The organism is Xanthomonas campestris pv. phormiicola (assembly GCA_025666215.1).
Taxonomy (GTDB): domain Bacteria; phylum Pseudomonadota; class Gammaproteobacteria; order Xanthomonadales; family Xanthomonadaceae; genus Xanthomonas_A; species Xanthomonas_A campestris_A.
On the sequence record CP102593.1, the window covers coordinates 1065555 to 1079348 of the forward strand.

Sequence of the window (13794 nt, forward strand, 5' to 3'; positions counted from 1 at the left end):
GCTCACTCCTGCGCTGGCGCGCGTTCCGCCGCGCCGCGCGCCTGCTGCTGCGCCGCCTGCTCGCGCGCGATCCACGCCTCGATCATGTGCCGGGCGCGTTGCGCGCGGCGGCGTTCGCGGGTGTGCTCGGCGTCGAGCACCCGGTACAGCGAGACGATCACCAGCACCATCAGCAGCGCGAACGGCAGGGCGGCGATGGTGATCATGCCCTGCAGCGCGTCCAGGCCGCCGGCCAGCAACAGCACCGCCGCGATCAGCGCCACCGCCACGCCCCAGACCAGCTTGCGCGCCAGCGGCGGATCGCCGGCCTCGTCGGTGGACATGCTGGCCAGCACCAGCACCGCCGAGTCGGCCGAGCTGACGAAGAAGATCATCAGCAACAGCAAGGCCAGGCTCGACAGCAGCAGCGAACCCGGCAGGCTGTCGAACAGGGTGAACAGCACCGTTTCGTAGCCGTTGCCCAGCGCCTGCAGCATGTCGACGTGGCCGAACAGCTGCGACCACAGCGCGGTGCCGCCGAACACCGAGAACCATACGAAGCCGAGCAGAGTGGGAGCCAGCACCACGCCCACCACGAACTCGCGGATGCTGCGTCCGCGCGACACGCGGGCGATGAACGCGCCGACGAACGGCGCCCAGGCGATCCACCATGCCCAGTAGAAAATGGTCCACTCCGCCACCCACTTGCTGCCGGAGAACGGCGACATGCGCAGGCTCATCGTCACCAGTTGGTTGAGATAGGCGCCCAGCGTGGTAGTGAAGGTGTCGAAGATGAAGCCGGTCGGGCCCAGCACCAGCACCGCGGCCAGCAGCAGCGCGGCCAGCGCCAGGTTGAAGTTGGACAGCCACTTGATGCCGCGTTCCACGCCGCTGGCGGTGGAGGCCATGTACAGCACGAACGCCACCGCGATGATGGCCATCTGCACCGGAACGCTCGCCTGCACGCCGAACACGCGCTGCAGGCCGGCGGCGATCTGGATGGTGCCGAAGCCCAGCGTGGTGGCCACGCCGATCGCGGTGGCCACCACCGCGGCGATGTTCACCGCCTGCCCGATCCAGCCGCGATGATGGCGGCCGATCACCGGCTGCAGCATGTCGCTGACCAGCCCGCGGCCGTTGCGGTTGTACTGGAACCAGGCCATCGCCAGGCCGATCAGCGCATAGATCGCCCACGGATGCAGGCCCCAGTGGAAGAACGCGTAGCGCATCGACGCGCGCGCGGCGTCCATGCTTTCGGGCGGCAGGCCTTCCGGCGGCTTGAGGAAGTGCGAGATCGGCTCGGCCGCACCCCAGAACACCAGGCCGATGCCCATGCCGGCGGCGAACAGCATCGACAGCCAGCTGGCGCGGGAGAAGTCCGGCTCGGCATCCTCGCCGCCGATGCGCAGATGGCCGAAGCGGCCGAAGGCCAGATACAGCATGAAGGCCAGGGTCAGGAACACCACCAGCAGGTACATCCAGCCGGCGCCGCGGACGACCTCAGCCAGCGCCGCCTGCACCACGTGGTCGAACGGGCCGGGCGCGACGCCCGCGATCAGCACCAGCAAGGCCACCAGCGCGATGGACATACGGAACACCATGGTAAGGAGCGTCTCCGATCAGGGAATCGAGAGGGAGCGCGCCGGCCCTGCGGCATGCGCAGGCGAGCGGCACGCAGCGGTTGCCGGTCTGCACGCGCTGCGGCGGCAGCGCGGGGCAACGCGCGAACGAAGCGGGCGAGGATAGCGAGCGGATCGTCACGGCGCCGTTATGGCGCGTTCCGGTGCGTGCGGCGTGCATGCCTCGCGATGCGCCAGCGCAGGCCATGCCATTGGCCCTTGCGGCCCGCGCCGCTGCATTGCGAGGCAGTGTCTACGGCAGCGTCCACCTTCCTCGCACGTGGCGGTCGCCGCGGAGGCGGTGGCCGGCCCCGGTGGCATGGATGGCCAGGTGGCCCGCACCTGAATCCGCCAGGCAGCGGGCATGACGCCGGTCCCGGTTGTGCGCGTGTTCGCTCAGGTTGCACGGTGGCGGCCGATACCATGGCGGAAGGAGTCCTGCAGGGGAAGGCCATGTCGTTGTTCACACGCAATCCGGATGCCGACGCTGGACCCGCCGCGGCCTTGCCGGACGCGCCGGTGGCGCTGCTGCGGCTGGATCCGCAAGGCCGGGTCCGCGCCGTCAACCGTGCCGCGCTGGATCTGCTGGGGGTGCAAGCGGAGGCCTTGCTCGGCGAGCCCAGCGAGGCGGTGTGGGGCCTGCCGCTGGCGGCGCTGGCCGGCGTCGAGGGCAGCTGGCAGGCATCGCCGGACGATCCCGCGCGGCGCGTGCGCTACCAGCGCGATCGCGATCGCCATGGCGAGGGCTGGCTGCTGTCGCTGCCGCATCCGGAAACCGCCGCGCTGCTGCGCGATGTCGCCCTGCTCGGTAACGGGCAGGCGCAAGGCGCCATCAGCCCGGCGCTGCAAGCGCTGGCGCAGCGGCTGCAGGCCGGTGCGCAGGCGCAGGCCTTGCTGGACCGGGTCGGCGAGCGCCTGACCGGGTGCGACCTGGACCTGGGCCTGAGCACGCCGCTGTCCGCGCAGGAGACCGAGGCGATGGCCGGGCGGCGCCTGTCGGCCGGCTTCGGCAACCTGGCCGAGGCGATCCGCCAGGCGGTGGCGCTGTCGCTGCAGATCGCCGCCGACGTGCCGCAGGTGGTCGCCGAGAACGAGGAACTGGCGCAGCAATCGCAGACCCAGATGGACGCGCTGCAGACGGTGGTGGCGACCACCCGGCGGCTGCTGCAGGGCCTGCACGAGATGGACCAGGAGCTGCGCACGGTGATCGCGGTGGCGGCCAGCGCCGACGACAGCGCGCGCCAGGGCGTGGAGGCGGCGCGCGCGCTGGGCCAGGCGATGCGCGAGGTGGAGCGGCGCTCGGCGCGCGCCACCGAGGTCATCGAGGTGATCGACGCGGTCGCCTTCCAGACCAACATCCTGTCGATCAACGCCAGCATCGAGGCGGTGCATGCCGGCGCCGCCGGGCGCGGCTTCGCCGTGGTCGCCAGCGAGATCCGGCGCCTGGCCGAACGCGCCGCCGCGGCCGCGCGCGACGTGCGCAGCATCATCGGCGAGACCGGCAGCGCCCTGCACGACAGCGCCGCCTCGGCACAGCGTACCGAGCAGGTGCTCGGCGGCATCGGCCAACTGCTCGGCCGCGCCAGCGCGGCGATGGAGACCGTGGCCACCCGCGTCGCCGCGCAGGGCGAGGAGATCGGCGGTATCGATCGCGCGGTCGAGCACGTGGTCGGGCTCAGCCGCAGCAACCTGGAGCATGTCGCGCGCGTGGTCGAGCGCAGCGCGGCGCTGGCCGCGGGCAGCACCACGCTGCACGACTGCGTGGGCCTGTTCCGCTTGCCGGCCGACCCGATGCAGCAGCCGCGGCACGCGCGCATCCGCGAACTGGCCACGGCCACCGCCGGCAGGATCGGGCAGGCGCTGGCCAATGCGGTCGCACGCGGCCGCATCGGCGAGGACGCGCTGTTCTCCACCGACTACACGCCGATCGCGGGCGTCGATCCGCCCAAGTACCGCACCGCCTTCGACGCGTTGTGCGACGAACTGCTGCCGCCGCTGCAGGAACCGCTGCTGGCCGCGCATCCGTGGATCGTGTTCGCGATCTGCGCCAATCCGGACGGCTACGTGCCGACCCACAACCTGCGCTTCAGCCAGCCGCTGAGCGGCGACCGCGCCCGCGACCTGGTCGGCAACCGCACCAAGCGCATGTTCACCGATCGGGTCGGGCGCAGCGTCGGCCGCCATACCCAGCCCTATCTGCTGCAGGTGTATCGGCGCGATACCGGGCAGATCCTGTTCGACCTGTCGGTGCCGGTGCATGTGCGCGGCCGCCACTGGGGCGGGCTGCGCGTGGCCTACGTGCTGGAATGAGCGCCGCGGCGAACGCCGCACAAAAAAACGCCACCGGGGTGAGCCGGCGGCAGGGAGAGAGAGACGTCGTTCTTGTGGGAACAAGGCTAGGCGCGGTATTTCGCCGGGGTTTGCCGCAATGGCCTGCGCGCGTGGCGGCGCTGACAAGAAGTGGCCCCGGTTGTGCGCCGATTCAGCTGCGCGTGGTTGGCTGCGGCCGCGGAAACGGGTCTAATGGGCGCAGAAGCGGGGGTACCGCCGGCGCAGGCCGCGGTTGAGACAGTCCCTTCGAACCTGATCCGGTTGATACCGGCGTAGGGAAGCTTCGCAAGCCCGGTCCGTGCGCCCTTCGCGCCGGGCCGTGCCCGCGCCGCCGCTTCGTCCGTGCTGCGAGTTCGCTCGCAACCGCCTGCACCCGTTGTGGGCTTCCAGAACCAGGACGAATGCCGATGAATGCCGTACCCAGCCCGTTGCTGCAGCAGGCCGATACCCTGTCCGAGTCGGTGACCTGGCCGATCCCCGGTTCGCGCAAGATCTTCGTGCCAGGCTCGCGTCCCGACCTGCGCGTGCCGATGCGCGAGATCCAGCTGACCCGCACCCCGACCCTGTTCGGCGGCGAAGACAATCCGCCGGTCACCGTGTACGACACCTCCGGGCCGTATACCGATCCGCACGCGACGATCGACCTGCGCGCCGGCCTGGCGCCGCTGCGCGCGCGCTGGATCGAAGAGCGCGGCGACACGGCCGCGCTGGAACAGCTCAGCTCCGAGTTCGGCCGCGGCCGCGAGCACAACGCGCGGCTGGACGCGGTGCGCTTCCCGGCCCGGCACCTGCCGCGGCGCGCGCTGGCCGGCGCCAACGTCACCCAGATGCACTACGCGCGCCGCGGCATCGTCACTCCGGAGATGGAGTTCGTCGCGATCCGCGAGAACCAGCGGCTGGAGGCGGTGCGCGATGCGCTGCTGCGCCAGCAGCATCCCGGCGAGGCGTTCGGCGCCAGCATCCAGCACGTCATCACCCCCGAGTTCGTGCGCGAGGAGATCGCCCGCGGCCGCGCCATCCTGCCCAACAACATCAACCATCCGGAAAGCGAGCCGATGATCATCGGCCGCAATTTCCTGACCAAGGTCAACGCCAACATCGGCAACAGCGCGCTCAGCTCGGGCATCGCCGAGGAAGTGGAAAAGCTGGTGTGGTCGATCCGCTGGGGCGGCGACACGGTGATGGACCTGTCCACTGGCAAGCACATCCACGAGACCCGCGAGTGGATCGTCCGCAATTCGCCGGTGCCGATCGGCACGGTGCCGATCTACCAGGCGCTGGAAAAGGTCGATGGCCGCGCCGAGGAACTGACCTGGGAGATCTTCCGCGACACGCTGATCGAGCAGGCCGAGCAGGGAGTGGACTACTTCACCATCCACGCCGGGGTGCTGCTGCGCTACGTGCCGCTGACCGCCAGGCGGGTCACCGGCATCGTCTCGCGCGGCGGCTCGATCCTGGCCAAGTGGTGCCTGGCGCACCACCGCGAGAACTTCCTCTACACCCACTTCGAGGACATCTGCGAAATCATGAAGGCCTACGATGTGGCCTTCTCGCTGGGCGACGGGCTGCGGCCCGGCTGCATCGCCGATGCCAACGACGCGGCGCAGTTCGGCGAGCTGGAAACGCTGGGCGAGCTGACCAAGGTCGCGTGGAAACACGACGTGCAGACCATGATCGAAGGTCCCGGCCACGTGCCGATGCAACTGATCAAGGAGAACATGGACAAGCAGCTGCGCGAATGCGGCGAGGCGCCGTTCTACACGCTGGGGCCGCTGACCACCGACATCGCGCCCGGCTACGATCACATCACCTCGGCGATCGGCGCGGCGATGATCGGCTGGTTCGGCACCGCGATGCTGTGCTACGTGACGCCCAAGGAGCATCTGGGCCTGCCCAACCGGCAGGACGTGCGCGACGGCATCATGGCCTACAAGATCGCCGCGCATGCGGCCGACCTGGCCAAGGGCCACCCGGGTGCGCAGGTGCGCGACAACGCGCTGTCCAAGGCGCGCTTCGAGTTCCGCTGGGACGACCAGTTCCATCTCGGCCTGGATCCGGAGAAGGCCAAGGACTTCCACGACGAGACGCTGCCCAAGGACGCGCACAAGCTGGCGCACTTCTGTTCGATGTGCGGCCCGCACTTCTGTTCCATGAGCATATCCCAAGACCTGCGCGGCGAGTCCGCGCAGGGCACCCAGGACGTGCGCGACTACGCCGCCGAGCACGGCGTCGGCGAGAGCGACGCGCTGCAGGCCGGCATGGCCGAGAAGTCGGCGCAGTTCCTGGACGCCGGCGCCGAGGTCTACCGGCAGGGCTAGCCGGCCCCACGCCGCCGTGGCGGGCGCTTGTCTATGATGCGCGCACGCCACCTCCGGAATTCCGCATGCTCCGCTACGCGCTCGTCCTGCGCCGCCACCCGTCCGCGTTGCTGCTGGGCGTGCAGTTGCTGGGCGTGTTGCTGTATCCGCTGATGGAGGACACCGCGGCCGGGCGCGCGTTGTTCGGTGCGTTCGGCATCGTGGTGCTGGGCCTGGCGCTGTGGGTGGTCAACCGCAGTCCGTCGCTGCTGTGGATCGCATGGTGCCTGGCGCTGCCGTCGGTAGTCCTGTCGATCGCCGCGGCGCTGCGCCACAGCCCCGCGCTCGGCGCGTTCGCGCAATTGCTGGAAAGCCTGCTGTATTTCTATACCGCGGCCAGCCTGATCGCCTACATGCTGCAGGACCACGAGGTCACCCGCGACGAGCTGTATGCGGCCGGCGCGACCTTCACCTTGCTGGCATGGGCGTTCGCCTTCGCGTTCTCGGTGTGCCAGCAATGGCTGCCGGGCAGCTTCACCGCCGCGCAGATGACGCAATCGCCGCGCACCTGGATGGAGCTGCTGTACCTGAGTTTCAGCGTGCTGTCCGGGGTCGGCCTCAGCGACGTGCTGCCGGTGTTGCCGCTGGCGCGTTCGCTGGTGATGCTCGAGCAGTTCGCCGGGGTGATGTACATCGCCCTGGTGGTGTCGCGGCTGATTGGCCTCAGCGTCACACGCAAATCCAAAGCCTGAACTGCGGCTAAAAAAAACGCGCCAGGTGGCGCGTAATCTTGCAACGTTTATGTGAGTTTCGTCGGCGGAGAGAGAGCCTGTAGTGCTTCGCCGCGGTCGGCGGCGGCAACGACTAGGGTAGAATTTGTCGGCGTCGCCACGCCTGGCTGCATTCGTCGCATTGGTTTGCCGAATCTGCCCGTTGACGCCACACGGTGCCATTTGCGCCGTGACGTGGCTCCCACCCAAACGCAGATCGTCGTTGCCTTAGTCGCGCATGTCCTCGCCATCTCCTGCCACCCCGCTGCTTCCGGAACGGTTGCAGGTCGGCGATTGCCTGGTGCTGCTGTCGTTGCGCGAAGTGCACGCGCCGCGTGCGCGGCGGCCGCAGCGGCTCACGCCCAAGGCGATGGGCGTGCTGCGCGTGCTGCTGGCGCAGCCGGGGCAGGTGGTGGAGCGCGAGACCTTGCTGGCCCAGGTCTGGCCGGACACGCAGCCGACCAACGACGTGGTGACCCAGGCCATCACCCAATTGCGCAAGGCCTTCGCCGCCGGTGCGAAGGGCGATGCGCCGGCCTACATCGAGACCCTGGCCAAAACCGGTTATCGCCTGGTGGCGCCGGTACAGGCGCTGGCCGAGGTGCAGACCGATGCCGCTGCGCCGTTCGCTGCGGTGGTGAGCGAGCACATGCACGCCGATGCCGCCGTCGCTGCACCGGCGATCGCCGCCGCCGCGCCGCCGCCGCCGGCGGCGGCCGTTGTGCCGGCGCCGCAGTCGCGCCGTTTGCAGGCGGTGCTGGCCGCCGCCGTGGGCGCCGGCCTGATGCTGCTGGCGGTGCTGGTCTGGTGGCTGCCGCGCGGCGACCAGGACACGCTCGGCAGCGAGCAGGAGCGGGTGGTCGGCAGCCCGGAGCGGCCGTACCGGCTGATCACCACGATGCCGGGCTTCGAACTGGAGCCGGCCTTGTCGCCGGATGGCGCGCAGGTGGCGTATGCCGCGGGGATCGAGGGCCGCGCGGGCACGCAGCTGCTGGTGCAGGCGACCGGGCGTGCCGCCGGCAGCGCGTCGCCGCGTTCACTCGGCGTGCCGGACAAGGGCGATTCCGACCGCCTGCCGGCCTGGTCGCCGGATGGCCGCCGCATCGCCTTCGCCCGGCTCGGGCCGGACGGGCGCTGCCAGGTGATGGTGGTGGCCGCGGATGGGCGTGGCGCCGCGCGCGAGGCCACGCGCTGCGATGGCACCGAATTGCTCAGTTTCGACTGGACGCCGGACGGGCGCGGGCTGCTGTTCGGCAGCATGACCGGACGCCAGCCCAGCCGCGGCATCCGCGTGCTCGACCTGGCCAGCGGGCACTGGCGCGCGCTGTCCTACACGGTCGCCGCGGGCGACTTCGACTATGCGCCGCGCTATTCGCCCGACGGGCAGTGGATCGCGTTCGTGCGCAACCCGCAGATGGGCGGCCTGTGGCGGATGCCGGCCGCCGGCGGCCGCGCCGAGCCGCTGACCCGTGAGTTCGCCGAGATCCGCGGCTGGGACTGGACCCAGGACGGGCGCGGCCTGGTGTTCGGGCGCCGGGTCGACAGCGAGACCCGCCTGTACCGGCTGGATACCGCCTCGCAGCGCCTGCGCGACCTGGACCTGGGCGATGCGCAGTCGCCGACCCTGTCGCGCGACGGCGAGCGGCTCGCCTTCGTGCACCGGCGCCCGCAGTTCGCGCTGTATCGCATCGCCGCCGCCGACCGTCACGGCAAGCGCGACAGCCAGCGCCTGTTCGCCTCCACCGGACGCGACAGCCAACCGGTGATCGCGCCGGACGGGCGCCAGCTGGTCTTCAGCTCCGACCGGTCCGGCAGCTATGCGTTGTGGTGGGGCGATGTGACCCGGCCGCAGTCGCTGCGCCAGGTCGAGGGCCTGCGCCCGGAAACCCGGCAGCCGCCGGCCTGGTCGGCCGACAGCCAGTCGCTGCTGGTCAGCGGCCGCGATGCGCAGGGGCGCTCGGTGATCTACGAAGTGCGGCCGCAGTCGGGCAGCGTCGTGCCCTTGCCGGTGCCGTCGGGCGAACCGCTGCAGGCGGCGTACACCGCCGATCCGGCGCAGCTGCTGGTGCTGCTCGGCGAGCACGGCCGCACCCGCCTGCAGCTGTACGACCGGCGCAGCCTGCCGTGGCGGCGGTTGGCGTCGCTGGACGATGTCTCGCAACTGCGCGTGGACCCGGACAGCGGACGCGTGCTGTTCACCCGCCTGGCGCACAGCGGCCTGTGGCGCGCCGACGCCAGCTTGGACCCGGCCAGCGTGGCGGCGGTCGACCAGGCGGTGCCGTCGCTGTGGCGCTACCGCACCTGGGCGCTCGGTGCCGCCGGCGAGGTGCGCTACCTGTTCCCGACCGGCGAGTGCGCCAGCCGGCTTGCGCGGCTCGGCAGCGGGCTCGGCGACAGCGTGTGCCTGGACCGCGACCGGCTCAGTTCGGTCAACGGCTTCAGCATCGATCGGCGCAGTGGCGACGTGTATGCCTCGCTGGCGGTGGAGGATGGCAGCGACATCGGCTTCATGCGCATGCCCGACAGTACCGGCTGGTTCTCGGTGATCACTTCCAAGTGGTTGCTGCACAAGGGAAAGTGAGTTTCGTAAGTTGTTCGTGACGGCTTCGTGCCGATTTCGGACGAACATCGCCACATCGTCCTGACCTTGCCGCCACATCCGGCAAGACTGCGCGCCGGTTCAAGCAAAGCGGGTGCGTCGGATGCGACAAGTCTTCCTGGCCGATCGTGGGCAACAACGGATGCTGGACAACGAGGACGTGCCGGTCGGCTCGGCCTGCCTGGGCGCGGCACGGCTGGGCTGCCTGCAAGCTTCGGCCGCCGCATTCACGGTCTGGATCCAACTGCGCGGTAGCGCCTGGATCGAAGCCAAGGAAGGCCGCTTCGAACTGCAGCGCGGCCAGTGGCTGGCCTTCGAACGCGATTCGCGGCCGCTGGTGCAGGCCGATCGCGACGGGCTGTGCATCGGCCTGAGCCTGGATGCCGACGCATTGAAGGCGCTGGGGCGCATGGCCGATGCCACGCTGTACGCCGGCCGCGGCGCATTGCCGCCGCGCGAGGCGCGCATCGCATTGCGCCTGTGGCGGCAGGCGGCGGCGCGGCCGGGCGACGTGCTGGCGATGCGTCCGGTGCTGCTGCACCTGGCCTCGATGCAGGGCGAGCTGTCGCACCGCGTGCAGCGTTGCCCGGGGCGCTCGCGGGTGCGCAAGCGCCAGGTGTTCGGGCGCATGCAGCGCGCGCATCTGTATCTGGAAGGACACCGCGACCGCGTGGTGCGGATCAGCGAACTGGCCGAGCTGACCAACTTCTCCAGCTGGTATCTGTCCAAGACCTTCCAGTGCCTTTACGAGGAAAGCCCGCAGGCGCTGTCGGCGCGGCTGCGCCTGGAGCGTGCCGCGGATCTGCTGCGCGACACCACGATGATGATCGGCGAGGTCGCCGCGGCCAGCGGCTTCGACAATTGCTGCAGCTTCGCCCGCGCCTTCCGTGCGCGCTTCGGCGTCTCCGCTTCGCAATATCGGCAGGCGGCGACCGTGCCGCCAGAGTCGGCAAAGTCTGCGAACGGCCGCAGCAAAGCGCCGGTGCTCACCGGAACGTAACGTGCCCAGGGCGCTTAACACGCCCCTAACGTTACCCCTGGAGAGATGAATGAACCTTCGCACTTCCGCAGTGCGGCTGGGCCTGTTGCCCGCCAGCATCGCGATCGCGTTGACGCCGGCCCTGGCCGGCGCGCAAGAGTCCGCCCCCGCGACCACCAACCTGGATCGCATCGAGATCACCGGCTCGCGCATTCGCAGTGCCGACATGGAAACCCAGCAGCCGATCGTGACCCTGGATCGTCAGGCGCTGGAGCGTCAGGGCTACACCTCGGTGGCCGACGTACTGCAGAACCTGACCTCGGCTGGCTCTCCGGCCATTTCGCGCGCCGATGCCCTGGCCTCGGGCGAAGACGTCGGCGGCTACTACGTCGATCTGCGTAACCTCGGCGCCGAGCGCACCCTGGTGCTGATCAACGGCAAGCGGCTCGGTGCGACCACCTCGGGCCTGCAGGATCTCAGCCAGATCCCGATGTCGGCGATCGAGCGCATCGAAGTGCTGAAGGACGGCGCCTCGTCGATCTACGGCTCCGACGCCATCGCCGGCGTCGTCAACGTCATCACCCGCAAGCGCTTCGACGGCGCCGAGGCCTCGGTCGAGTACGGCCAGTTCGGCCAGGGCGACGGCGGCACCTCGCAGTACTCGCTCACCATCGGTTCGCAGGGCGAGCGCGGTGGCGTGACCCTGTCGGCAGAGTATTCCAAGCAGGATCCCGTGTTCGCCAAGAACCGCTGGTACAGCCGCGACGGCAGCCGTGGTCCGAACTCGACCCCGAACAGCTGGAGCCCGATCAGCCAGAACGGCTCCTGGTGCAATCCGCTCTCGGTCGATTGCACCGACCGGGACACGGCGGTGTGGCAGACCCTGAACCAGGGCGGCAACCCGAACAATCCGGCCGACTACCACACGCTGACTCCGTCCGAGTATTCCAACTCGAACCAGCAGATGATGACGCAGACCGGCATCGAGCGTAAGTCGGTGTTCGCCAACGCCAACTACGACCTGACCGATGCGATCGTGTTCAATGCCGACGTGCTCTACAACGAGCGCACCACCGATCAGCAGATCGCCGGCTATCCGTACCAGTCCGTGTCCTTCGACACGCCGCTGGCGGGCGACAGCGCGTTCAACCCGATCGGGCAGGACGTCGATTTCCGTCGCCGCCTGTGGGAAGTGCCGCGTACCACCGAGAGCAAGCTGAAGACCACGCGCTTCGCGCCGACCGTCAGCGGCTACTTCGAATTCGCCGGCAAGACCTGGGATTGGGACGTCGGCGCGCTGTGGAACCGCAACGAGAGCACCAAGACCGGTCATGGCGACATGAGCCTGATCGCCTCGCGTCAGGCGCTGGGCTCGTCCTTCATCAATGCCAACGGCGTCGCCCAGTGCGGCACCGCCGCCAACCCGGTGCCGCTGAGCGCGTGCCGTCCGTGGAACCCGCTGCTGCCGTACGGCGTGTCTGGCCAGGGTTCGCTGTCGGATCCCGATCTGCAGAGCTTCCTGTTCCCCGACTTCACCGATACCGGTCTGACCAAGACCACCAGCTACACGGCGAACCTGAGCGGCACGCTGGCGACCTTGCCCGCGGGCGACCTGGGCATCGCGGTGGGTTACGAGCACCGCAAGGAAGAAGGCCGCTTCGCCCCGGACGCATTCGCGCAGTCGGGCGAGAGCACCGGCCTGGGGTCCAAGACCACTGCCGGCAACTACAAGCTCGACGAGTTCTATCTCGAGTTGAACGTGCCGATCCTCAGCGACATGGCGTTCGCCAAGGAACTGACCGTCAACGCCGCCAGCCGGTATTCGGACTACAGCAACTTCGGCGACACGATCAATTCCAAGTTCGGTTTCACCTGGAAGCCGATCGACGAGTTGCTGGTGCGTGGTACCTACGCCGAAGGTTTCCGTGCGCCGACCATCCATGATCTGTACGGCGGCCTGAGCAGCAGCTTCGAGTCGTATGTGGATCCGTGCGGCGTGGGCGCTCCGAACAGCGTCAACGGCAATGCGGCGTGCAGCGGAGCCGGCGTGCCGGTGGGCTACACCCAGTTGGGCCAGGGCTACGTGCCGTGCACGACCTATCCGTGCCAGACTCCCGACGAGTTCATCAGCGGCGCCAACGCCAACCTGAAGCCGGAAACCTCCACCAGCAAGACCGCCGGTCTGGTGTGGAGCCCGCGCTGGGTGCAGGGCCTGGACATCTCGCTGGATTGGTACCGCTACGAGATCAAGGACATGATCATCGCCGACAGCGTCGACCGCATCCTGCGCGACTGCTACGTGCTGGGCGACGCCTCGCGTTGCGTGGGCGTGACGCGTGCGGCCGACGGCCACATCTCGGCCATGACCTACGGCGTGGCCAACCTCGGCCAGATGGAAACCGAAGGCTACGACCTGGGCGTGAAGTACCGTCTGCCGGAAATGGGCATCGGCAACATCCTGATCGACTGGCAGAGCAGCTACGTCAGCAAGTACGACGAAGCGGGCCAGAACAGTGCCGGCGACAACATCATGATCGGCCGCGTCGGCGAGCCGGGCATCTTCCGCGTGCGCTCCAACCTGGGCGTGAACTGGTCGATGGGCGACTTCGGTGTGAACTACACCCTGCGCTACTACTCGGGCATGAAGGAAAGCTGCATCACCCTGGCACAGGGCTACTGCGACGCTCCGGACCATTTCGCCAACGGTGAGTCCGATCCGCTGCGTCATACCGGCTCCAACACCTTCCACGACCTGCAGGTCAACTGGAAGGCGCCGTGGGATGCCACGATCGCCATCGGCGCGAACAACGTGTTCGACCACCGCGGTCCGCTGATGTACTCGGCACCGGACAGCAGCTTCGCCTATTACGGCGGCTTCGACATCGGTCGCTACATGTACATGAAGTACACCCAGCGCTTCTGATCCATCGGCGTCTGCGCAAGAAGAAAGACGGGCCGCAAGGCCCGTCTTTTTTTGTCCGTGGCTCCCGCCGAACGTTGCTGCGGCGAGAGCTTGAGCGGTGAGCGAGGAGCCCGAGACGATGGCTCTTTTTGTGGGAGCGACTTCAGGGCACCTCTAATAACCTCGATTCTAAAAATTTCGCACTATGCGCATCAATGACTTGCGAGCGTTTTAGTCGAGTTTTTTGGGGTTATTCGAGGTGCCCTTCAGTCGCGACGGGCTTTACCGATAAAGCGGTCGCGACTGAAGTCGCTCCCA

7 protein-coding genes and 1 riboswitch are annotated in these 13794 nt (G+C 68.9%); of the genes, 6 read left to right on the forward strand and 1 reads right to left on the reverse strand.

The annotated features are described in order from the left end of the window. Nucleotides 1–2 precede the first annotated feature (2 nt). Nucleotides 3–1568 carry a BCCT family transporter gene (locus tag NRY95_04360; protein ID UYC17207.1) on the reverse strand — a complete coding sequence of 522 codons (1566 nt, stop codon included), beginning with the start codon at nt 1566–1568 and terminating at the stop codon, nt 3–5. Nucleotides 1569–2051: 483 nt separating this feature from the next. Between NRY95_04360 and NRY95_04365 the strand changes: the two genes are divergently transcribed. The 6 genes from NRY95_04365 (at nt 2052) to NRY95_04390 (ending at nt 13497) form a co-directional block, all read left to right on the forward strand. After that, nucleotides 2052–3908: a methyl-accepting chemotaxis protein gene (locus NRY95_04365; protein UYC17208.1), complete on the forward strand. Its 1857-nt coding sequence runs from the start codon at nt 2052–2054 to the stop codon at nt 3906–3908. Nucleotides 3909–4125: 217 nt separating this feature from the next. Beyond that, a riboswitch (TPP riboswitch) is annotated at nt 4126–4226 on the forward strand. A gap of 110 nt (nt 4227–4336) precedes the next feature. Then, nucleotides 4337–6247, forward strand: a complete 1911-nt coding sequence (gene thiC, locus NRY95_04370; GenBank protein UYC17209.1) for a phosphomethylpyrimidine synthase ThiC — start codon at nt 4337–4339, stop codon at nt 6245–6247. A 65-nt stretch (nt 6248–6312) separates the two neighbouring features. Beyond that, on the forward strand, nt 6313–6978 hold the full coding sequence (locus tag NRY95_04375; protein ID UYC17210.1) for an ion channel: 666 nt from the start codon (nt 6313–6315) through the stop codon (nt 6976–6978). A 256-nt stretch (nt 6979–7234) separates the two neighbouring features. Beyond that, nucleotides 7235–9577 (forward strand): winged helix-turn-helix domain-containing protein, encoded by a 2343-nt coding sequence (locus NRY95_04380; GenBank protein ID UYC17211.1) that lies wholly within the window; start codon nt 7235–7237, stop codon nt 9575–9577. Between the two features lie 121 nt (nt 9578–9698). Further along, the gene (locus NRY95_04385) at nt 9699–10595 is read left to right on the forward strand and encodes a helix-turn-helix transcriptional regulator (GenBank protein UYC17212.1); all 897 of its coding nucleotides are present in this window, start codon (nt 9699–9701) and stop codon (nt 10593–10595) included. Nucleotides 10596–10644: 49 nt separating this feature from the next. Further along, nucleotides 10645–13497 carry a TonB-dependent receptor gene (locus NRY95_04390; protein UYC17213.1) on the forward strand — a complete coding sequence of 951 codons (2853 nt, stop codon included), beginning with the start codon at nt 10645–10647 and terminating at the stop codon, nt 13495–13497. Nucleotides 13498–13794: the final 297 nt, after the last annotated feature.